Source organism: Streptomyces sp. NPDC050085, assembly GCF_044460595.1.
Taxonomy (GTDB): Bacteria; Actinomycetota; Actinomycetes; order Streptomycetales; family Streptomycetaceae; genus Streptomyces.
This window is the reverse complement of the sequence record NZ_JBITJZ010000001.1, coordinates 277,094-295,603: the sequence shown is the minus strand read 5'-3', so window position 1 is coordinate 295,603 and position 18,510 is coordinate 277,094. Positions and strand designations below refer to the sequence as shown.

Below are 18,510 nucleotides of genomic sequence, written 5' to 3'. Positions count from 1 at the left end.
AGTCGACGGTGCCGCCCGGCGCGCCGCGTTGATCACTCGTTGATCGGACGTTTTTCGCCGGGCGGCACCCTCGTCACCATGCACGCGAACACGACCCTCACGCCCGCCGGCCCCACCTGGCAGGACCAGGCCCTGTGCGCCCAGACCGGCGGAGACTTCTTCTTCCCCGAGCCCGGCAGCTCCGTCCGCGAGGCCAAGCAGATCTGCACGATGTGCGAGATCCGCCCGGCCTGCCTGGAGTACGCGCTGACCCACGACGAGCGCTTCGGCGTCTGGGGCGGCCTCTCCGAGAAGGAGCGCCACCAGCTCAGGCGTAGGTGACCGTGAACTCCCTTGTCCCTGCGGGCACATGGACGTCGTCGCCGAACCCGGTCACGTCCAGGTCGTGCCCGTCGGCGACGGCGGAGACCACCGTCCCGAACCGGCACGGATAGACGAACCGCACCCCGTCCGGCGCCGTCTGGATCCGGACGTTCACCCGGTGCGCGCCCGCGTCGTGCGTGAGCCGGTACCCGAAGGGCTGCCCGAACAGGGTCGGTGCGTCCTCGACCGCCACGGGCTGCGCGTCCGCCAGCCAGTGCGGGCGCACGCCCGGGGCGATGTACAGATGCGGATCCCGGTCCTCGTCGGCCTCGAAGAACAGGATGTCGCGGATCAGCATCAGGTACTCGGCGGCGGCCCAGCCGTGCGGGATGTCGCCCATGTACCAGTGCCGGTCCGGCACTTCGCGGAAGTCCGAGGCGATCGGGAACGCGTGCTGCTCGTTCCACGCGCCGAGCGCCACCGCCCGGTCCTGGGTGCGCGGGAACGCCGCGCCGACCACCCAGCCGAGCAGCGCGTCGGCCCGCTCCGGATGGCCCGCCAGCAGATAGGCGTGCGCCACCTGCATGGTCAGGTACGGCCCGTAGGCGTTCCACGCCGCCTCGTGCCGGTAGCCGCCGGTCACGAAGTGCGCGTACATCGTGTCGAGCGTGCACCGCGCCGCCCGGTCGATGTCGTCGCCCAGCTTGCTGCCCATGTGCAGACGCAGCGGATGGAAGTACGCCGCCGCGCCGATCATCGTCGAGTCGAGCCGTCCGACGTCGCCTGGGCCGGTCGGCAGGTACGTCTCCCAGGACCCGCGCCGCCGCTGCTCCTCGAGGACCCAGCGCATCGACGCGCCCGTCGCGGCCTTCAAGTCGTCGAAGGCGCCCCACAGTTCGGGCACCTCGGGCGCGCCGATCCGCTCCGCGAGGCGCGCGGCCTCGTAGAGCCCGGCGAGCCCCCACAGGTCGTCCCAGTAGTGCGGCTTGTCCCGCTCACCAAGGTGCTCTGCGCTCCAGCCGCTGTGCAGCAGCCCGTACCCGTCCCGGTTGTCGCGCAGCCAGCGCGCGCCGTCGAGGACGTACGGGTTGTAGAGCTTGGTGCCGAACGCGGCGGCCCGCCCCGCGGTGCGGTCGAACCGGCCGATCGCCCACAGCGCCTGCCCGTTGCTGTCCCACTCCCGGTCGTCCTTCTCGTGCGGGCCGCCGTAGAACCCGTACTCCGCGCACGGCCCGATCCGGCCGCCGCCCCGGTTGAACCTCAGCGGATAGTGCGTCCCCAACTGGTGCTCGGCGAGGGCCGCGTCACCGACCAGCGAGCACGCGGTCGCCTCCACCGACGAGTCCCTGATCCAGAACGAGTCGTACACCGTCGGCCCCGGATGGATCTCACCGAGGTCGGACAGGATCAGCAGCTCCGAGCGCGCCTGCCGGAACAGGTCCGTCAAGTGGGCGACCGGCAGCGGCAGTTCGGGCTGCACGCCCTGGTGCAGCAGCTTCTCCGTCCAGAACCGGCGGTTGGCCGACTCCAGTTCGTCCGCCGGGGTCGCCCGCAGCTCCGCCAGGTCGTCGGGCCCGCTGTACAGGTCGACGGGCAGCCGCACGTCGACCTCCATCAGCTCGTCCTCGACCACCCGGTACGGCCACGCGAACACGGCACTGCACAACCCCGCCACCTGGTCCTGCGCCTCGGCCGCCCCGTTCAGCTTGCCGCCCATCACCAGGTCGCGGAACGGACTGTGGTGCACGTACACGTCCGGGTCCGGGCTGAAGTCCGCGTTGCCGTACACCCCGAACTGCTCGGGGGCGGTGTCGAAGGCGGGCCCCCAGCCGCTGTTCGTCTCGACCCGCTGCTCACCCTGCAGATAGCGCAGGAACGTGAGCCGCCGGTCGGTGATCTCGCGCCCGTTGCGGTCGTGCCGCTGGAAACCGCTCGGCCCGGCCGGCATCAGCGCCGCGCACAGCAGCCCCTCGCGCGCCTGGCCCGTCGGCGAGCCCACGGTCAGCCGCGTCACCACGGCGTCCCGCTGCCGCACCCCGACGGGCACCGCGAACGTCCGCTGCACGAACTCGACCCCGTCCGCGGTACGGAACGTGGTCAGCACCACCGGCAGGTGCGGCGCCTCCGTGCGCTGCTGCACCGTCCCGCCGTCCGTCAGCTGCGGCAGGTGCAGCGCGCCCGTCGCCGGGTCGAACAGGAAGAACGACAGGCAGTACTTGTCGTAGACCGGCTCGATCTCACCGGCCTGCCCGATCAGGGACTCCTGCCGGTGGTCCTTGACCCCGACCATGCCCCAGTACCGGTACAGCGCGTTCGAGGCGAACGCCGCCTCCTTCGAGTCGTACGTCCCGGCGTCGAAGTCGTCGCTCCACCGCCGGAACGCTTGCTGCGCCCACCACGGCACGGGATACGGCACCTGCGTCCGCCCGGCCCAGCTGCGCCACATGACCTCGTAGAACATCCACTCGTGCGTCTGCGCCATGGAGTTCACCCCCTGGTCGCACCGTGGCACCGTTGCGGGAGTCCGGCTAGTGGGTCGGCAGCCAGGGGTGGACATCGGGGGAGAGGTCGATCTCCACCCTCGCTTCCACCCATGGGTCCAGGTGCTTCAGGCCGTGCCGCAGCAGTCTTGAGGGCATGACAACGACTGAGTGGATCACCGACATCGCCCTCCTCCTCGTCGTCTTCCGGCAGCTGCGGGAAGGACGACTCGACCTCAGGTCCTTCCTGATCCCGCTGGGGATCGTGGCCTTCGTGGCCTACTCCTACCTCGACACCGTTCCGACCGGCGGCAACGACCTGGTCCTCATCGGCACCCTGGTCGCCGTGGGCGCCGCGCTCGGCATCGCCGGTGGCGTCTACACCCGGATCCGGGCCCTGGACGGACACCTCCTGATCAAGGCCGGTGCGGTTTCGGCGGCCCTGTGGGTGCTCGGCATGGGCGCCCGGATGGCCTTCCAGCTGTGGACCGAGCACGGCGGCGGCGCCGGCACCGTGGCGCGCTTCAGCATCACCCACCACATCACCAGCGACCAGGCCTGGGTCGCGGCGTTCGTCCTGATGGCACTGACCGAGGTCGTCACCCGCCTGGCGACGATCTACCTCCGCAGCCGGCGCGTGCCCACCGGGACCGCCACCGTGACGGCCGCGCCCGTCCCCGGCCGGGCCGTGCGACCGTGAGCTATGGTCTGGCCGTGTCCGCAACCGAGACCTCTCCGCCGTCCGGGCCGGCCCCCTCCCAAGGGGCCGGCCCGCGGCCGGTTCCCGGCCGGGAACCCTGGATGCAGTGGGTCCTGAACATCGCCGTCGTCGTCTCCGGTGCCGTGACCATCCGCCCGATGGGCCTCAGTGGCCGCGGCCTGGCGGTGGCCGTCCTGTACGTGCTGTGCTGCGTGGCGCTGCTCGCCCGGGCCGTGCCCGAGGAGAAGGTCTCCCCGCGCGTCGCCGTGGTCTGGCTGACCTGCGGCATCATCGCGTCGGCCGCCCTGATCGGCGTCAGCCGCAGCGGGTCGAGCTATCTGTTCGCGTTCTTCCTCGCCGGGCACATCGGATACCGGCTCCCGGCCCGGACGGCCCTCACCCTCGCGCTGCTGTGCAGCGTGCTGTGCGGCGGCGTCCTGTACCTCCGCCTCGGCCCCGGCCACCACGAACTGCCGTGGACGCTCGGCCTCGTCACCGGAGCCCCCGTCGTGGTCGGCATGCTCAAGCGCAGCCGGCAGCGCGCCGTCCAGGCGGTGATCTCGGCCGCCGAGTCCGCCGGGCGGGCCGCCCGCGCCGAGGCCCAGGCCGCGGTGCTCACCGAGCGCAGCCGGATCGCACGGGACGTGCACGACGTGCTCGCGCACTCGCTGGCCGGGATCAACATGCAGCTGGAACTGGCCGACGCCCTGCTCGACACCGGTGACCTGGACAAGGTCAGGGAGGCCAACGACAAGGCCCACAGCATGGTCAAGGAGAGCCTGAAGCAGGCGCAGTGGACCGTGCACGCCCTGCGCGAGGACTCCCTGCCGCTCGTCGAGAGCCTGTCCGCGATGGTCGAGTCGTCCGGGCACCGCGACGCCCTCACCGTCACCGGGACCGTGCGCCAGGTACCAGCACGGGTGACCCAGAACCTGCTGCGGATCGCCCAGGAGTCCCTGACGAACGCGGGCCGGCACGCACCCGGGGCAGCGGTCGCGGTGGAGCTGGCGTTCGCGCCCGCGTCGACCACCCTGCGGATCCGCAACGGTCCGCCCACCCGGACCGTGACCGCGGGTGTCGGCAGCGGGATGGGCCTGATCGGCATGCGCGAGCGCGCCGCCCTGCTGGGTGGCACGATCACCGCGGGCCCGGTCGCGGAGGGGCCCGAGCGGGGCGGCTGGCAGGTCGAGGCAGTGATCCCCGATGCGTGACGAACGAGTGACGAGTGACGAGTGACGAGTGACGAACGACGAATGAGCGGCGAGCGAGTGGCGATGGGCGGCGAACGAGCGGCGATGAGTGAACAGGCCGAGAAGCAGCAGCAGTTGAGGGTGGTCGTCGCCGACGACCAGGCCGCGGTCAGGGAACCGCTCGCCGCGGTCCTCGGCCTGTCCGACGACATCGAGGTCGTCGCGGCCGCCGCGGACGGCACCGAGGTGCTGACGGCCGTGGCCGGTGCCCCGGTCGACGTGGTGCTGATGGACCTGCGGATGCCGGTCATGGACGGGATCGAGACGACCCGCAGGCTCAGCGAGGAGCACCCGGACGTGGCCGTGGTCGTGCTGACCACGTTCGCCGACGACGAGTCGATCCTGGCCGCCCTCGGCGCCGGGGCCCGCGGCTATCTGACGAAGAACGCCGGACGCCAGGACATCGTGCGCGCGCTGCGTGCGGCGGCCGCCGGCCAGTCCGTGCTCGACCGCGAGGTCCAGGACCGGCTGCTCGCCACCGTCCGCACCGGGCCGGGTCCCTCGGCGACGTCACTGCCGCAGGACATCACGCCGCGCGAGCGCGAGGTGCTCGGGCTGATCGGCCAGGGCCTGCCCAACCGGGCCATCGCGGAACGGCTGTTCATCAGCGAGGCCACGGTCAAGACGCACATCAACAACCTCTTCGCCAAGGCGGGCATCCGCGACCGGGCCGACGCCGTGCGCCGCGCGATCGCGGCGGGACTCGCCTGAGCTCAGCCGCCCGCGAGCAGGTCCTGGAGCTCGGCCGCGTACAACTCGGCGGGATCGAAGCCCATCCCGCCGAACTGCCCGGCCGCCTCCAGGGACAGGACCCCGTGCAGCCGGGTCCACACGGTCAGCGCCCGGTGCAGCGCGGTGGGCCCTGCGGGGTGACCGTCCGCCCAGTCCCGGTGCTCCGCGAGGTGCGCGTCGAACGGCCCGGGGCTCCGTTCGTCCGGCAGCGCCGCACACGCGTCGAGCAGCATGGCCATGATCTCGGAGGCGATGGCGGTGGTGTCGCCGGGCGCCTCGTACCCCGGTACGGGGGTGCCGTACAGGAGGAAGTAGCGGTGCGGGTCCTCCAGCGCCCAGGCCCTCAACGCCCCTGCCAGCGCGGCCAGTTGATCGCCTGACGCGGCGGCGTGCGACGCTGCGCGGAACGTGTCGGCGAGGCTCTGGTACCCGTCCTTCACGAGCTCGGTGATCAGCTCGTCGCGGCCTGCGAAGTACCGGTAGAGGGCGGGGCCGCTCAGCCCCATCCGCTTGGCGATCGCGTTGAGCGAGAGCGCGGACGCGCCCGCCGTGGCGATCTGCTCCCGCGCGTGCTCCTTGATCTCCGCGCGCACCTGGGCCCGGTAGCGCTCGCGCGGGGTCTTCGTGTCCTTCTCGACCATGAGTTAGAGGCTATCACGAAGGTTATTGACGCTCCGCGAACGAACGTGTTAGAACGTCTAACGAACGTGAGTAAACGAAATCAACTGCCCGCTGTCACCGCCGAGTTGACCAGGAGTACGCCATGCCCGCCACGCGTAGCGCTGTCGGCACCGCCTTGTTCACCGTCCCGCTCGTCCTCGGCCTCGTCGGCGGGGCCGCCGTGCCCGCCGGGGCGGCGCCCGACTCGCTGACCTGCCGCGGCGTCGGCGTCGACCCCGACGCGCGGGTCCGCCACCGCACCGAGACCGTGATCCACGCGCCGCTCGCCACCGTCTGGAAGCTGCAGACCGACGTGGAGCGCTGGCCGTCCTGGCAGGCACCCGTCCAGAGCGCCCGGCGTCTCGATCACGGGCCCCTGCGTGCAGGATCGGCGTTCCACTGGACGACGCCGCTGCCGCCGAACCCTGCGACCGGTGCCACGACCCTGGAGATCACCTCGACCGTAGAGCAGCTGCGGCGCGGCTCCTGCATCCGCTGGACCGGGCCCGGGGTGGCCGACGGGCTGCGCATCGACGGCGTCCACGTCTGGAACTTCACCCGGGTGAAGGGCGGCGTCCTCGTGCGCACCGAGGAGACGCACACCGGTCCGCAGGTCGACGCGGACGTGCCCACCGCGACGAAGATCCTCGCCGCCGGGCTCGAAGGCTGGCTGCACGACCTGAAGGCCGCCGCCGAGGGGTACGGCGACGGCCTTCAAGGGTGAGCGAAGGGGGGACGGTCAGGCGCCGGCCGCGCGCGCCGCGAGGCGCGCCTTGCGGGCGGCCAGCTTCTCGTCGAACTTGCCGGCCTCGGCGTCCAGGCCGTTCATGAACAGGCCCAGCTCCTCCTGCGCCTTGATCCCCTCGGGGCCGAGCCCGTCGATCTCCATGACCTTCAGGAAGCGGAGCACCGGCTGGAGCACGTCGTCGTGGTGGATGCGCAGGTTGTAGACCTCGCCGATCGCCATCTGCGCCGCGGCCCGCTCGAAGCCGGGGATGCCGTGGCCCGGCATGCGGAAGTCGACGACGACGTCGCGCACGGCGCGCATCGTGAGGTCGGGGGCGAGCTCGAACGCGGCCTTGAGCAGGTTCCGGTAGAAGACCATGTGCAGGTTCTCGTCCGTCGCGATGCGCGCCAGCATCCGGTCGCAGACCGGGTCGCCCGACTGGTGCCCGGTGTTGCGGTGCGAGATGCGGGTGGCCAGCTCCTGGAACGCGACGTACGCGATCGAGTGCAGCATCGAGTGGTTGTTGTCCGACTCGTAGCCCTCGCTCATGTGCGACATGCGGAAGGCTTCCAGCTTGTCCGGGTCGACGGCGCGCGACGCGAGCAGGTAGTCGCGCATCACGATGCCGTGCCGGCCCTCCTCGGCGGTCCAGCGGTGCACCCAGGTGCCCCACGCGCCGTTGCGGCCGAAGAGCGTCGCGATCTCGTGGTGGTAACTGGGGAGGTTGTCCTCGGTCAGCAGGTTGACGATCAGCGCCGTCCGGCCGACCTCGGTGACCTTCGACTGCTCCTTGTCCCAGGCCTCGCCGTCCTCGAAGAAGCCGGGGAAGTTACGGGCGTCGGAGAAGGGCACGTACTCGTGCGGCATCCAGTCCTTGGCGACGGCCAGGTGCCGGTTCAGCTCCTTCTCGACCACTTCCTCCAACGCGTACAAGAGCCGGGCGTCGGTCCATGTGGTCGATGATCCGAGGCGGGGCGAGATGACGGTCACGAGGGCTCCTGGGGGACGGAGGTACAGCGAGCGGTACGAACGGGTTCTACCTACGGTGTCGTAGGTTACGTTGCCGTAGGTTAAGCGCTCGATAAAGAGTCGTGGTTACGAGGACAGCCCCCGGAGCCGGACTGAGAGGCACGTCACACAGCCCTCGAGCTTCTCGAACTCGGAAATGTCCACCAGAACGGGCTCGTAGCCGAGGTCAGCGAACAGCTCCGCCGACTTCGGGGCGCTCTCGGCCATCAGCAGCCGGTCACCGCCGAGCAGCACGACGTGGGCGCCCGCCTCCTCCGGCACCGGCAGGAACCGCGGGAACAGCGAGGCGTGGTCCACCAGCGGCTCGTACCCGATGACCGTGCCGTCGGGCAGAGCGGTCACCGCCGACTTCAGGTGCAGGACCGTGCTGACGGGGACGGCGACGACCCGGGCGCCGAGCGGCTCGAAGACGGCCCGCAACTGCTGCACCCCCGCCGCGTTCGTCCGCCCGCCGCGCCCCACGTAGAGGGTGTCGCCCACTTTCAGTACGTCGCCGCCGTCGAGGGTGCCGGGTTCCCACACCCAGTTGACGGAGCAGCCGAGTCGCGCGACGGCCTCCTCGACCCCGGCGGTCTCGCCCCGCCGGGACTCGGCGCCGGGCCTGGCGATCAGCGCCACGTTGCGGAACGCGACCATCGTGTCCTCCACGAACACCGCGTCCGGGCAGTCGTCGGCCGGTTCCACCAGGAACGTCTCCCAGCCGTGCGCCTCCAGCGCGCCGACGTACTCCTGCCACTGCGCGGCCGCCTTCTCGGCGTCGACGGGCGTGCGCTCCACATGCGTGACCAGCCCTTCCGCGATGCGCGGTCCGGGGCGGCGGACGAGAGCCTTCTTGCTGGGCACGGGTGAACTCCAGGACGGATGCGGGGCGGTGCGAGGTGCGACGGCGCTCATCATGCCCAGCCCGGCGCCCCGGCGGAATCCCCCGTTACGCGGCTGTCACCTCCCCCTCACCGCGCCCGACCGTGCCCGCGACCGCGCGCCGCAGGTGCCGGGCGGTCAACGAGTCGTCCGCGTCGAGCAGTTGGCGCGGCGTCCCCTCGAAGATCACCCGCCCGCCGTGCCGGCCGCCCTCGGGGCCCAGGTCGATCACCCAGTCCGCACGCCGGACCACGTCGAGGTTGTGCTCGACGACGACCACGGTGTTGCCCGCGTCGACCAGCCGGTCGAGCAGGGCCACGAGCCCGTCCACGTCCGCCATGTGCAGCCCGGTCGTCGGCTCGTCCAGGACGTAGGTCGCCGCGGTGCGGTGCAGGTGCGTCGCCAGCTTGATGCGCTGACGCTCACCGCCGGACAGCGTGCTCAGGGACCGCCCCAGCGTGAGATACGTCAGGCCCACGTCACGCAGGGCGCGCAGCCGACGCCGTACGGACTCCTCGCGCAGGTCCGCGAAGTGGTCGAGCGCCTGCCCCGCCGTCATGTCGAGCACGTCCGCGATGCTGCGCCCGCGCACGGTCAGCCGCAGCACGTCCTCCCCGAACCGCCGCCCGTCGCACTCCTCGCACACCGTGGTGACCGGATCCATGAACGCGAGGTCGCTGTACACCACCCCGCGGCCCTGACAACTGCCGCACGCCCCCGTTGAGTTGAAGCTGAACAGGCCGGGCTCCGTGCCCGTCTCGCGCGCGAAGACCTTCCGCACGGTGTCCATGATCCCGAGGTACGTCGCCGGGGTGGAGCGGCCCGAGATGCCGATGGCGGACTGGTCGACGACGACCGCGTCCGGGTGCGCGGCGACCAGCGCCCCCGACACCAGCGAACTCTTGCCGGACCCGGCGACGCCGGTCACCGCGGTGAGCACCCCGGTCGGCACGCGCACGGTCACGTCCTTGAGGTTGTGCAGCCGCGCGCCCTCGATCCACACCCCGCCGGTGGCCTCGCGCGGCCGCTCCCGCACGCCGCCGCGACGGCGCAGACAGCGTCCGGTGAGGGTGTCGGCGTGCCGCAGCCCGTCCGGCGTCCCCTCGTACATGACGCGTCCGCCGTCCGCGCCGCCCGTCGGCCCCATGTCCACCACGTGGTCGGCGACGGCGATCACATCGGGGTCGTGCTCGACGACCAGCACCGTGTTCCCCTTGTCGCGAAGCCGCAGCAGCAGGTCGTTGAGACGGCCCACGTCGCGCGGGTGCAGGCCGATGCTCGGCTCGTCGAAGATGTACGTCATCCCGGTCAGGCTCGACCCCAAGTGCCGCACCGTCTTGAGCCGTTGGCCCTCGCCGCCGGAGAGCGTCGCCGTCGGCCGGTCCAGGCTGAGATAGCCGAGCCCGATCGCCTCGATCCGCTCCAGCGCGGTGACGGCGGCCGTGGCGACCGGCCCCGCCACCGGGTCGCCGCCCTCCGCGATCCGCCGCAGGACGGGGATGAGCTCGTCGACCTCCATCCGCGTACAGTCCGCGATGTTCAGTCCGCCGATACGGGTGGCGAGCGCGGCCGCGTTCAGCCGCGCCCCCGCGCACTCGGGGCAGGTGTCTTCCGTGAGGTACCGCTGCACCATGTCGCGGGTCCGTTGGCCGAGCGCCGACAGGTCCCGCTTCAGGTACAGCCGCTCGAACCGGTCCGCGAGCCCTTCGAACGGGATCTCCCGGCTGCCTCCCGTGTTGTCCACGCTCACCTGCGCGCCGCGCCCGCGCATCAGGAACTCCCGTTCGGCGGCGGTGAATTCGCCCACGGGCCGGTGCGTGTCGAGATCGGTGGTGTTCGTGTACGTCTGGCCCTGCCAGGTGCCGGCGGCGAACGGCGGGAACAGCACGGCGCCGTCCGCGAGCGACCTGGCCGGATCCAGGATGCGGTCGTAGTCGGGCCGCACGGCCCGCCCGAGGCCGTCGCAGTGCGGGCACATCCCGCTCGGATCGTTGAACGAGTACGCGGTCGCCGCTCCCGCACTCGGCGTCCCGTGCCGGGAGAACAGCACGCGGAGCACCGAGTAGACGTCCGTCATCGTGCCGACCGTCGAGCGCGAGTGCCCGCCGATCGGCTTCTGGTCGACGACGATCGCGGGGGAGAGGTCCTCCAGGGCGTCCGCGTGCGGCCGCTCGTACTTCGGCAGCCGGTTGCGGACGAACCAGCTGAACGTCTCGCCCAGCTGGCGCTGCGACTCCACCGCGATCGTGCCGAACACGATCGAGGACTTGCCCGAGCCGGACACCCCCGTGAACACGGTGAGCCGGTTCTTGGGGATGCGCAGGGTGACGTCCCGGAGGTTGTTCTCGCGGGCGCCGACGATGTGGATGTACGACATGCCTCCGACGCTAGGCCGGATACCCGACACCTTTTGTCGGGTTTCGTCGGCGGCCCCGTTCCTCGTGCTCCTACAGGGTGCGTACCTCCTCCGGGGTGGTGTCCTTCAAGGTCCCGTCAAGGAGCAGCCACCGCGTCACGCCGATCGACTCGAGGAACGGCAGGTCGTGGGAGGCCACGACCAGGGCACCCTCGTACGACTCCAGGGCCGACGTCAGCTGGGCCACGCTCGCCATGTCGAGGTTGTTCGTCGGCTCGTCGAGCATGAGGAGCTGCGGCGCGGGCTCGGCGAGCATCAGCGCGGCGAGCGCCGCGCGGAAGCGTTCGCCGCCGGACAGGGTCGCGGCCCGCTGATCGGCGCGGGCCCCCTTGAACAGGAAGCGGGCGAGCCGGGCCCTGATTCGGTTGTTCGTGGCGTCGGGCGCGAACCGTGCCACGTTCTCCGCGACGCTCAACTCCTCGTCCAGTACGTCGAGTCGCTGCGGCAGGAACCGCAGCGGCACGTGCGCGACCGCCTCGCCCTCGACCGCCGCCAGCTCTCCGGCGATCGTGCGCAGCAGGGTCGTCTTGCCGGCCCCGTTGCGCCCGACGAGGGCGATGCGTTCGGGCCCGCGCAGCTCGAACTCGCCCTCCACGTGCGCCCCGTAGGCCAGGTGGAGCTCGCGCAGCGTGAGCACGGAGCGGCCCGGCGGGACGGCCGTGTACGGCAGGTCCACGCGGATCTCGTCGTCGTCGCGCACGGCGAGCTCGGCCTCGTCGAGGCGGTCCTTGGCCTCGGCGAGCTTCTCCTCGTGCATGATGCGGTGCTTGCCCGCCGAGACCTGGGCGGCCCGCTTGCGCTCACCCATGACGATCTTCGGCTCGCGCTTGGTGTCCTGCATCTTCTGGCCGTAACGCTTGCGCCTGGCCAACTTGACCTGGGCGTCGGCCAGTTCGCGCTTCTGCTTCTTCAGATCGGACTCGGCGACGCGCACCATGCGCTCGGCGGCGTCCTGTTCGGCGGCGAGCGCCTCCTCGTACGCGGAGAAGTTCCCCCCGTACCAGACGACCTCCCCACCGCGCAGATCGGCGATCTGGTCGACGCGGTCGAGGAGTTCACGGTCGTGGCTGACCACGACCATCACTCCGGACCAGCCCTCCACGGCGGCGTACAGGCGCTGCCGTGCGTGCAGGTCCAGGTTGTTGGTCGGCTCGTCGAGGAGGAGGACGTCGGGCCTGCGCAGCAGCAGCGCCGCGAGCCGCAGGAGCACGGACTCGCCGCCGGAGACCTCACCCAGGGTGCGGTCCAGGTCCACGTGGCCCAGGCCGAGTTGGGACAACATGGCGACGGCGCGCTCCTCGACGTCCCAGTCGTCGCCGACCGTGGTGAAGTGCTCCTCGCGCACGTCGCCCGCCTCGATGGCGTGCAGCGCGGCGCGGGTCCCGGCGATGCCGAGCGTGTCGTCGACGCGGAGCGACGTGTCGAGCGTGACGTTCTGCGGCAGGTAGCCGATCTCGCCGGACACGCGCACGCTGCCGTCGGCCGGCGAGAGCTCACCGGCGATCAGCTTCAACAGGGTTGACTTTCCTGACCCGTTGACGCCGATCAGGCCCGTGCGGCCCGGGCCGAAGGCGACCTGCAGGCCGTCGAAGACGCCGGTGCCGTCGGGCCAGGCGTAGGTCAGGGCGGTGACAGCGATGGAGGTGGCGGGGGAACGGGAAGAGGAATGGGAAGAGGAATGGGGGGTCATTGACATGCGGGCAGGCCTCGCGGTTGCTGGATGCGAACGGTGACGGGGTGCAACGCGTTCGAGACACCGCGGGGGCCATGAGGGCCACGGGGCAACAAAAAAGCCCTGTACCGGCGGAAGGACGGCTCGGATGCTCGTGCATCGAGGTCTCACACGGCGACATGTACGGGGCGCGGGGCACGTGACGTGGTGAACGTCGTGACGTGCGCGGCGCGACATGCGCGGTGTCTCAGGACCTCAGACGAGCAACGTCCTTCTCCAATCGACGACAACAGAACCGTCATACACCGTAAGAGTCTGTTGGTGAGGCTGTCAAACAATTACCGTGAAACCGTGCCCTCCGGCCCCGCGCTCACCCTGCCCGCCCGCCTTCTCCTGCTGGCGTACGACCCCGGGAAGGACCGGGTCACCGGCGCCCCCGACCTGCCTCTCGCGCTGCGTGCCGCGGCCCTCGTGGAGCTCGCCGCGCGCGGACTCGTCCAGGAGGTGGACGGCGTCGTGACGCCGGTGCTCGGCGCCAGGACCGGTGACGCGGTCCTCGACCAACTCCTGGAACTCATCGAGGAGTCGAGGCCGAGACGGTGGCGGCGCCTGATCACGCACCACGCCCGCGCGACGCACGACCTGGCCCGCCGGGGCCTGGTCACGGACGGCCTCCTGCGCCGCGAGCGCGGCCGCGTCCTCGGCGTCCTCCCGGTGACCCGCTACCGGCTGCGGCGCCCCGGCTACGTCGAGGCGCAACGGGCCGGGCTGCTGTCGGTGCTGACGTCCCCGGCACCCGCCGACGACGTCCCGCCCGAGGACGCGACCCTCCTGGTCCTCGCGGCATCGGGCCACCTCCGCTCCCTGATCCCCACCCGCACGCGCCGTCTCCACGCCACCCGCCTGTCCGCCCTGTCGGTCCGGGCCGGCCCGCACGTGCCGCCGATCGCCCGGGCCCTGGAGGCGGCGGTCAAATCGGCGGAGGCGGCGAGGTCGTCCGGGGGCGGGTGAGCTGCGCTCCGCAGAGATCGGGCCACCCGGAAGATCGGGCCACCCGCCGCCTAGGGCGTGTCTTCAAACTCCCGTCTGCCTCACGACGCCTGGCACGCACTCTCGCCGCACCGGGCGTAAGGCCAAGTACATCCAGTACGAGGCCTTGCACCCGGCACGCCGAGAGCACGCACCAGACGCCGCGCGGCCGCCCTGCGGGCGACGACGGGAGTTTGAAGACACGCCCTAGGCCCGGCGCCGAGCCCCCTGAAGACCCCACCACGCCAGCGCCAGGCCCACCCCGAGCACCACGCCTCCCACCGCGCGCCCGGCGCCCGAGGTCACGCCGGGTGCGCCCGCGGCGGCCGCCACGAGCAGGGCCCCGGCGCACGCGCCTGCGGCCTCGCCCCACACCCGCCGCGCCGGGCGCACCGCCGTCGCCCCGACGGACCACGGGTCACTCGTCACCAGGTAGCCGACGAGCAGCGCGGCCACGGACGCCGCCTCCCACCACGCCGGGTCACCGAACGCCGCGAGCACCACGACCCCGGCCGCCAGGACCGTCGTACGCCGGGCCGCGGCCAGCTCGTACCAGCGGAACGCCGTGACGTACGGCCGCCGGTCCACGCCGGGCGCCGCCCACGCGGCGTACAGCACCGCACCCGCGAACACCACCACCCGCGCCACACCGTGGAGCGACTCCCACGGCCGGTACGCGAGGACCACCAGGGCGACGCCGACGATCCGGACCGGGATCGTCCGCGCCCAGTACGCCAGGTGCTGTCGCAGAGGACTCATCGCGGGCGCCCTCCGACCCGGCCCGGGAGCAGCGGGGCAAGGGCCAGGTCCAGCGGCTCGCCGGCCGTGTGCCGCAGCACCGGGATGCCGCTGTCCCGCAGGGCGAACCGCATCGCGTCCCGGTCCGCGTGCCACAGACGCAGCCCCAACTCGCCCGCCACGTCGCCCGGTTCGACCAGCGGGTCCCCGCTCGGGATCTCCACGACGACGGCCCGCCTCGCCCGCGCCTGCAGATCCCGCAGCACCTTCAGGACGCGCGCGTCGCTGAGCGGCGTGAACACGTACACGAGGGCACCCTCGGGCAGCGCGGGCCTCGGCACGCGCTCCAGGCCCGGGGAGTCGAGACGCCGGTCCTTGCGGACGTCGAGGACGGACTCGACGATCCGGTAGAACGCCGCGTCGCCCGTCGCGGGCCGCAGCCACCGCGTCGTCCCACCGGTGGAGACGACCCCGACCCGGTCGTGCGTGCGCAGATACGCCCGCGCGAGCCCGGTGGCCGCGCGTACCGTCTCGTCGAGCGACGACACCCCGGTCACCGGATCGACGACGTCCCCGAACGCGTCCAGGAGCAGCACCGTGTCGACGGCCCGCTCGGCCGCGAACCGGTGCAGCTGCACCGAGCCGCGCCGCGTCGTCGACGGCCAGTGGATGCGCCGCTGCCGCTCACCCGGCTCCCACGCCCGTACGCCGATGACCTCGACCCCTTCGCCGCGCTGCGCCGAGGTGTGCTCGCCGAGGCGCTGCGGAAGCCGTACCGGAATCGGCGTGAAGCGGGCCTGCGCGGCGTACGGGAAGACCGCGACGTCGCCCGCGTCGACCCGCACCGTGCGACGGACGGTGCCCCCGGCGTCGTACACGTCGAGGTCGACCGGGCCGAGCGTCCAGCGGCCCCACAGGAGCGCGGTGTGGCGCAACGTCACCGTGGAGCGGCCCGCCCCGACCGCGTCGAGCCGCAGGCCGGGGCCGAGCGTGACGCCCGGATCGAGGCGCACGTCGCCGCCGTCGTGGGCCACGTCGATGCGCACGGTGACCGTGTCGCCCTCGAAGCAGCGCCGCGGCTCGACGGTCACCTTCGTCTCGATCCGGGTCGGGCAGGCGCGCGGCAACGACAGCGCGAGCAGCACCAGCGGCGCCGCGGCGAGCGCGAGCAGCCACGCCTTTCCCGTGAGCAGCGCGGCGGCGAGCGCGCACGCCGCGACCGTCAGCAGCCGCAGCGCCCGCTCGCCCGGACGCGGCCCCGTGGGCGGCGCCGGCGCGGGCCTCGCGGGCTCGGTGCGCCCTTCGAGCGCGCGCAGGACCGCCGCGTCGGGCCGCGGCGCGGGCGGGTTCACGACGGCACGGCGGCGGTGCGCCGCGTCGTCGGCGTACCGACGTGGTCGACGATCTCCCGCAGCACGTCGTCCGTGGACACCTCGCGCACCCACAACTCGGGGCGCAGCGACACCCGGTGGGCGAGCGCGGGCACCGCCAGGCTCTTGACGTCCTCCGGGACGACGTAGTCGCGTCCGTCCAACACGGCGCGGGCGCGCGCCAGTTGGACCAGGGCGAGACCGCCGCGCGGCGAGGCGCCGATGCTGATCTGGGGGTGCTCGCGGGTCGCGCCGACCAGCGCGACGGCGTACGCGAGCAGGTCGTCGTCGATCTCGACGCGCTCCACCACGTCCCGCCACGCCACGACGTCGGCGGGGCTCGCCAAGGTGCCGAGCACGGCCTCGGGGGCGGCCCGCTCGACCCGGGCCCGCAGGATCGACACCTCTTCCCCGGCGGCCGGATAGCCCATCCTGACCCGGATCTGGAACCGGTCGAGCTGGGCCTCGGGCAGCGAGTAAGTCCCTTCGTACTCAATGGGGTTGGCCGTGGCGACGACCAGGAACGGGTCCGCCAGCGGGCGCGTCGCCCCGTCCACCGTCACCTGCGACTCGGCCATCGCCTCCAGGAGCGCGGCCTGCGTCTTGGGCGGCGTCCGGTTGATCTCGTCGGCGAGCAGCAGGTGCGTGAACACCGGGCCCGGGTGGAACACCATCTCGCCGGTCCGCTGGTCGTACAGGGAGGCGCCCGTCACGTCCGACGGCAGCAGGTCGGGGGTGAACTGGATGCGCCGGAAGTCGAGGCCGAGCGTCGTGGCGAACGAGCGGGCCAGCAGCGTCTTGCCGAGCCCCGGCAGGTCCTCGACGAGCACGTGGCCGCGGGCCAGCACGCCCAGCATCACGAGTTCGAGCGCGTCCTGCTTGCCGACGACGGCACGGCCGATCTCGCGCAGCACGGCGGACGCCTGCTCGCCGGCCTGTCGCGGGGTCAGGGGCCGGGGTGGGGAGGGGTGGGTCACGTCGATCTTCCTCATCCTGCCAGGGGGTCGGTACGGGTACGCGTACGGGCATGGGGCGCGGCGAGCGCTTCGAGGCGGTCGACGAGGCGGCGCAGCACCTCGGCGGGCACATCGCCGTCGGGCCCCGCGCCGGGCAGGTCGTGGCCGAGCCACGGCCACAGCTCTGGCCCGATCAACTCGGCGGCGCGCAGCGGCTGGTGCTCGAGCGCGACGTGGTGGTGCTCGGCGAGCACGGCGGCGAACAGGCGGCGCAACCGCGGCCTGAGCATGGCCCGGTAGTAGAGGGCGCCGTCGGGTCCTGTCGCCGTGCGGATGTCGTGCCGCCACTCGCCCATGCCGGGCGCCCGCGTCCGCAGCAGCCGGGCGTCGTCGCGCCGCCCGGAGTCGACGGCGCCCGCCCCTGCGACGTACCGCGCGACGAGGAGCGCGCCCGCGGCGAGCACGGCCACCACGGCGGCGGCGGCCTCGGTGCCGTCCACGAGGAGGACCAGCAGCACGGCGGACGCACCCATCACGCCGCACACCAACAGGAGTTGACGGATCGTCAGGGTGCGGCTCCCAGGCCGTGTCACTGTGCCGCCTCCCGCTCGTGGAGCTGCGCCGCGATCTCCTCGAGGGCCGCCGCGGCGGCGGCGCGCCGGCTGTCGTCCATGGGGTGCGAGGAGTAACGCGCCTCGCGGAACAGGGCGGTGAGGCGCGGTGCGGCCGGGCCCGCGGCGAGCCCGGCGCGCGTGGCACGCGCGAGCAGATCGGCCGGACTGTCCGAGGCGCGCCGGTCCACCCCGGAGGCGGCGAGGGCCTCCTCCATCGCGGCGTAGCAGGCGATCACGGCGGCCCGCGCGTCGGCCCCGTCGGGGAGCGCCCGGCGGCCCGACTCCACCGCGGAGAGCAGGAGTTGACGGTCGTCCGCGTCCTCGCCCTGCGGGGCGAGGGCGTCGGCGGGCGGCGGCGTGAGACCCAGGCGGCGCACGCGACGTACGAGGAACACGACGGCCCACACCACGAGGGCCGCGAGGAGGACGCCCAGCACGATGTACAGGGTCCGATGCGAGCCGGAGTCGGACGAACCGTCCGGTGGGCGCCCCGGGTCGAGGTCCGGGAGCCGGGTCACGCTCGGCACCGGCACGGGCGAGGCGTCCGTGCCGCTGCGGGTGAAGTGGTGCAGCACCAGGGCGAGTACGCCGAGCGCGACGGGTCCGGCCAGCAGGATCGGCACCGCGGCTGCCCGAAGGCGCTCCTCGCGCGGCGACGCGGTGGCCGGATCGGGGTCGACGCGGGCCCGCAGCCGCTTCGTCACGAGCGTGAGGCCGACGGCCCAGGCGAGGGTGAGGCCGATGGCGACGATGCCGAGGCGTCCCAGCGGTCCGTTGCCGGAGTGCAGCAGGTCCTCGGTGGGGCGCAGCACCAGCGCGGCCACGGCCAGCAGGACGACGACGCCTGCGGCGACCGTCACCCCCGACGGCGGCCGACGGCGGTGCTGCCCGTCGGGCCCGCCCCGTCCACCGTGCACCATGCGCTTCCCCCAGCCGGACGCTTCCCCGAACGTCCGTTCACCGCATCCTGGCA

The 18,510-nt window shown here is 72.6% G+C and carries 17 protein-coding genes; 6 read left to right on the top strand and 11 right to left on the bottom strand.

Translation table 11 applies throughout. The features are described from left to right. Nucleotides 1-78 precede the first annotated feature (78 nt). The gene (locus tag ACIBUY_RS01250; protein ID WP_365574895.1) at nucleotides 79-321 is read left to right on the top strand and encodes a WhiB family transcriptional regulator; all 243 of its coding nucleotides are present in this window, start codon (nucleotides 79-81) and stop codon (nucleotides 319-321) included. Here the strand turns inward: ACIBUY_RS01250 and ACIBUY_RS01245 are convergent. Next, complete coding sequence (locus tag ACIBUY_RS01245; RefSeq protein WP_399151335.1) at nucleotides 308-2,785, bottom strand: hypothetical protein; 2,478 nt, start codon at nucleotides 2,783-2,785, stop codon at nucleotides 308-310. The genes ACIBUY_RS01250 and ACIBUY_RS01245 overlap by 14 nt on opposite strands. A 155-nt stretch (nucleotides 2,786-2,940) precedes the next feature. Here ACIBUY_RS01245 and ACIBUY_RS01240 point away from each other — a divergent pair, with 155 nt between their 5' ends. The 3 genes from ACIBUY_RS01240 (at nucleotide 2,941) to ACIBUY_RS01230 (ending at nucleotide 5,444) form a co-directional block, all read left to right on the top strand. Next, nucleotides 2,941-3,483, top strand: coding sequence for a hypothetical protein (locus ACIBUY_RS01240; RefSeq protein WP_399151334.1), 543 nt, complete (start codon nucleotides 2,941-2,943; stop codon nucleotides 3,481-3,483). A gap of 101 nt (nucleotides 3,484-3,584) precedes the next feature. Beyond that, complete coding sequence (locus tag ACIBUY_RS01235; protein ID WP_399151333.1) at nucleotides 3,585-4,694, top strand: sensor histidine kinase; 1,110 nt, start codon at nucleotides 3,585-3,587, stop codon at nucleotides 4,692-4,694. 84 nt (nucleotides 4,695-4,778) lie between these two features. Further along, complete coding sequence (locus ACIBUY_RS01230; RefSeq protein WP_399152140.1) at nucleotides 4,779-5,444, top strand: response regulator; 666 nt, start codon at nucleotides 4,779-4,781, stop codon at nucleotides 5,442-5,444. A gap of 2 nt (nucleotides 5,445-5,446) precedes the next feature. Here the strand turns inward: ACIBUY_RS01230 and ACIBUY_RS01225 are convergent, their stop codons facing one another. Then, complete coding sequence (locus ACIBUY_RS01225) at nucleotides 5,447-6,106, bottom strand: TetR/AcrR family transcriptional regulator (protein ID WP_399151332.1); 660 nt, start codon at nucleotides 6,104-6,106, stop codon at nucleotides 5,447-5,449. A gap of 122 nt (nucleotides 6,107-6,228) precedes the next feature. On the opposite strand from ACIBUY_RS01225, the gene ACIBUY_RS01220 reads away from it, so the two are divergent. Further along, a complete protein-coding gene (locus ACIBUY_RS01220) occupies nucleotides 6,229-6,849 on the top strand; it encodes an SRPBCC family protein (RefSeq protein WP_399151331.1) in 621 nt (206 codons plus the stop codon). Nucleotides 6,850-6,864: 15 nt separating this feature from the next. Here ACIBUY_RS01220 and ACIBUY_RS01215 read toward each other — a convergent pair whose 3' ends face one another. The 4 genes from ACIBUY_RS01215 to ACIBUY_RS01200 form a co-directional block, all read right to left on the bottom strand. Next, nucleotides 6,865-7,842, bottom strand: coding sequence for an acyl-ACP desaturase (locus ACIBUY_RS01215; RefSeq protein WP_365574912.1), 978 nt, complete (start codon nucleotides 7,840-7,842; stop codon nucleotides 6,865-6,867). A gap of 105 nt (nucleotides 7,843-7,947) precedes the next feature. Beyond that, entirely contained in the window at nucleotides 7,948-8,724 is a 777-nt protein-coding gene (ddaH, locus tag ACIBUY_RS01210; RefSeq protein ID WP_399151330.1) for a dimethylargininase, read from the bottom strand. An 85-nt stretch (nucleotides 8,725-8,809) separates the two neighbouring features. Continuing rightward, nucleotides 8,810-11,119: an ATP-binding cassette domain-containing protein gene (locus tag ACIBUY_RS01205; RefSeq protein ID WP_399151329.1), complete on the bottom strand. Its 2,310-nt coding sequence runs from the start codon at nucleotides 11,117-11,119 to the stop codon at nucleotides 8,810-8,812. A 70-nt stretch (nucleotides 11,120-11,189) separates the two neighbouring features. Beyond that, nucleotides 11,190-12,848, bottom strand: coding sequence for an ABC-F family ATP-binding cassette domain-containing protein (locus tag ACIBUY_RS01200; protein ID WP_399151328.1), 1,659 nt, complete (start codon nucleotides 12,846-12,848; stop codon nucleotides 11,190-11,192). 333 nt (nucleotides 12,849-13,181) lie between these two features. Here ACIBUY_RS01200 and ACIBUY_RS01195 point away from each other — a divergent pair, with 333 nt between their 5' ends. Then, nucleotides 13,182-13,841 (top strand): GPP34 family phosphoprotein, encoded by a 660-nt coding sequence (locus ACIBUY_RS01195; RefSeq protein WP_399151327.1) that lies wholly within the window; start codon nucleotides 13,182-13,184, stop codon nucleotides 13,839-13,841. Nucleotides 13,842-14,066: 225 nt separating this feature from the next. Here the strand turns inward: ACIBUY_RS01195 and ACIBUY_RS01190 are convergent, their stop codons facing one another. Genes ACIBUY_RS01190 through ACIBUY_RS01170 form a run of 5 tightly spaced genes read right to left on the bottom strand, consistent with a single transcriptional unit; the run spans nucleotide 14,067 to nucleotide 18,457 of the window. Then, on the bottom strand, nucleotides 14,067-14,618 hold the full coding sequence (locus ACIBUY_RS01190; RefSeq protein WP_365580821.1) for a hypothetical protein: 552 nt from the start codon (nucleotides 14,616-14,618) through the stop codon (nucleotides 14,067-14,069). Then, nucleotides 14,615-15,949, bottom strand: a complete 1,335-nt coding sequence (locus tag ACIBUY_RS01185) for a DUF58 domain-containing protein (protein WP_399151326.1) — start codon at nucleotides 15,947-15,949, stop codon at nucleotides 14,615-14,617. The genes ACIBUY_RS01190 and ACIBUY_RS01185 overlap by 4 nt, the downstream gene beginning before the upstream one ends. Further along, on the bottom strand, nucleotides 15,946-16,959 hold the full coding sequence (locus ACIBUY_RS01180; RefSeq protein ID WP_399151325.1) for an AAA family ATPase: 1,014 nt from the start codon (nucleotides 16,957-16,959) through the stop codon (nucleotides 15,946-15,948). The genes ACIBUY_RS01185 and ACIBUY_RS01180 overlap by 4 nt, the downstream gene beginning before the upstream one ends. After that, complete coding sequence (locus ACIBUY_RS01175; protein WP_399151324.1) at nucleotides 16,956-17,516, bottom strand: hypothetical protein; 561 nt, start codon at nucleotides 17,514-17,516, stop codon at nucleotides 16,956-16,958. Before ACIBUY_RS01175 ends, ACIBUY_RS01180 begins: the two co-directional genes overlap by 4 nt. Further along, entirely contained in the window at nucleotides 17,513-18,457 is a 945-nt protein-coding gene (locus ACIBUY_RS01170) for a DUF4129 domain-containing protein (RefSeq protein WP_365580813.1), read from the bottom strand. The genes ACIBUY_RS01175 and ACIBUY_RS01170 overlap by 4 nt, the downstream gene beginning before the upstream one ends. Between the last annotated feature and the right edge of the window lie 53 nt (nucleotides 18,458-18,510).

Coding starts and splice junctions, on each gene's coding strand:
- ACIBUY_RS01250 (WP_365574895.1), top strand. CDS start 79: ATGCACGCGAACACGACCCTCACGCCCGCCGGCCCCACCTGGCAGGAC.
- ACIBUY_RS01245 (WP_399151335.1), bottom strand. CDS start 2,785: ATGGCGCAGACGCACGAGTGGATGTTCTACGAGGTCATGTGGCGCAGC.
- ACIBUY_RS01240 (WP_399151334.1), top strand. CDS start 2,941: ATGACAACGACTGAGTGGATCACCGACATCGCCCTCCTCCTCGTCGTC.
- ACIBUY_RS01235 (WP_399151333.1), top strand. CDS start 3,585: ATGCAGTGGGTCCTGAACATCGCCGTCGTCGTCTCCGGTGCCGTGACC.
- ACIBUY_RS01230 (WP_399152140.1), top strand. CDS start 4,779: ATGAGTGAACAGGCCGAGAAGCAGCAGCAGTTGAGGGTGGTCGTCGCC.
- ACIBUY_RS01225 (WP_399151332.1), bottom strand. CDS start 6,106: ATGGTCGAGAAGGACACGAAGACCCCGCGCGAGCGCTACCGGGCCCAG.
- ACIBUY_RS01220 (WP_399151331.1), top strand. CDS start 6,229: ATGCCCGCCACGCGTAGCGCTGTCGGCACCGCCTTGTTCACCGTCCCG.
- ACIBUY_RS01205 (WP_399151329.1), bottom strand. CDS start 11,119: ATGTCGTACATCCACATCGTCGGCGCCCGCGAGAACAACCTCCGGGAC.
- ACIBUY_RS01200 (WP_399151328.1), bottom strand. CDS start 12,848: ATGACCCCCCATTCCTCTTCCCATTCCTCTTCCCGTTCCCCCGCCACC.
- ACIBUY_RS01190 (WP_365580821.1), bottom strand. CDS start 14,618: ATGAGTCCTCTGCGACAGCACCTGGCGTACTGGGCGCGGACGATCCCG.
- ACIBUY_RS01180 (WP_399151325.1), bottom strand. CDS start 16,959: ATGAGGAAGATCGACGTGACCCACCCCTCCCCACCCCGGCCCCTGACC.
- ACIBUY_RS01170 (WP_365580813.1), bottom strand. CDS start 18,457: ATGGTGCACGGTGGACGGGGCGGGCCCGACGGGCAGCACCGCCGTCGG.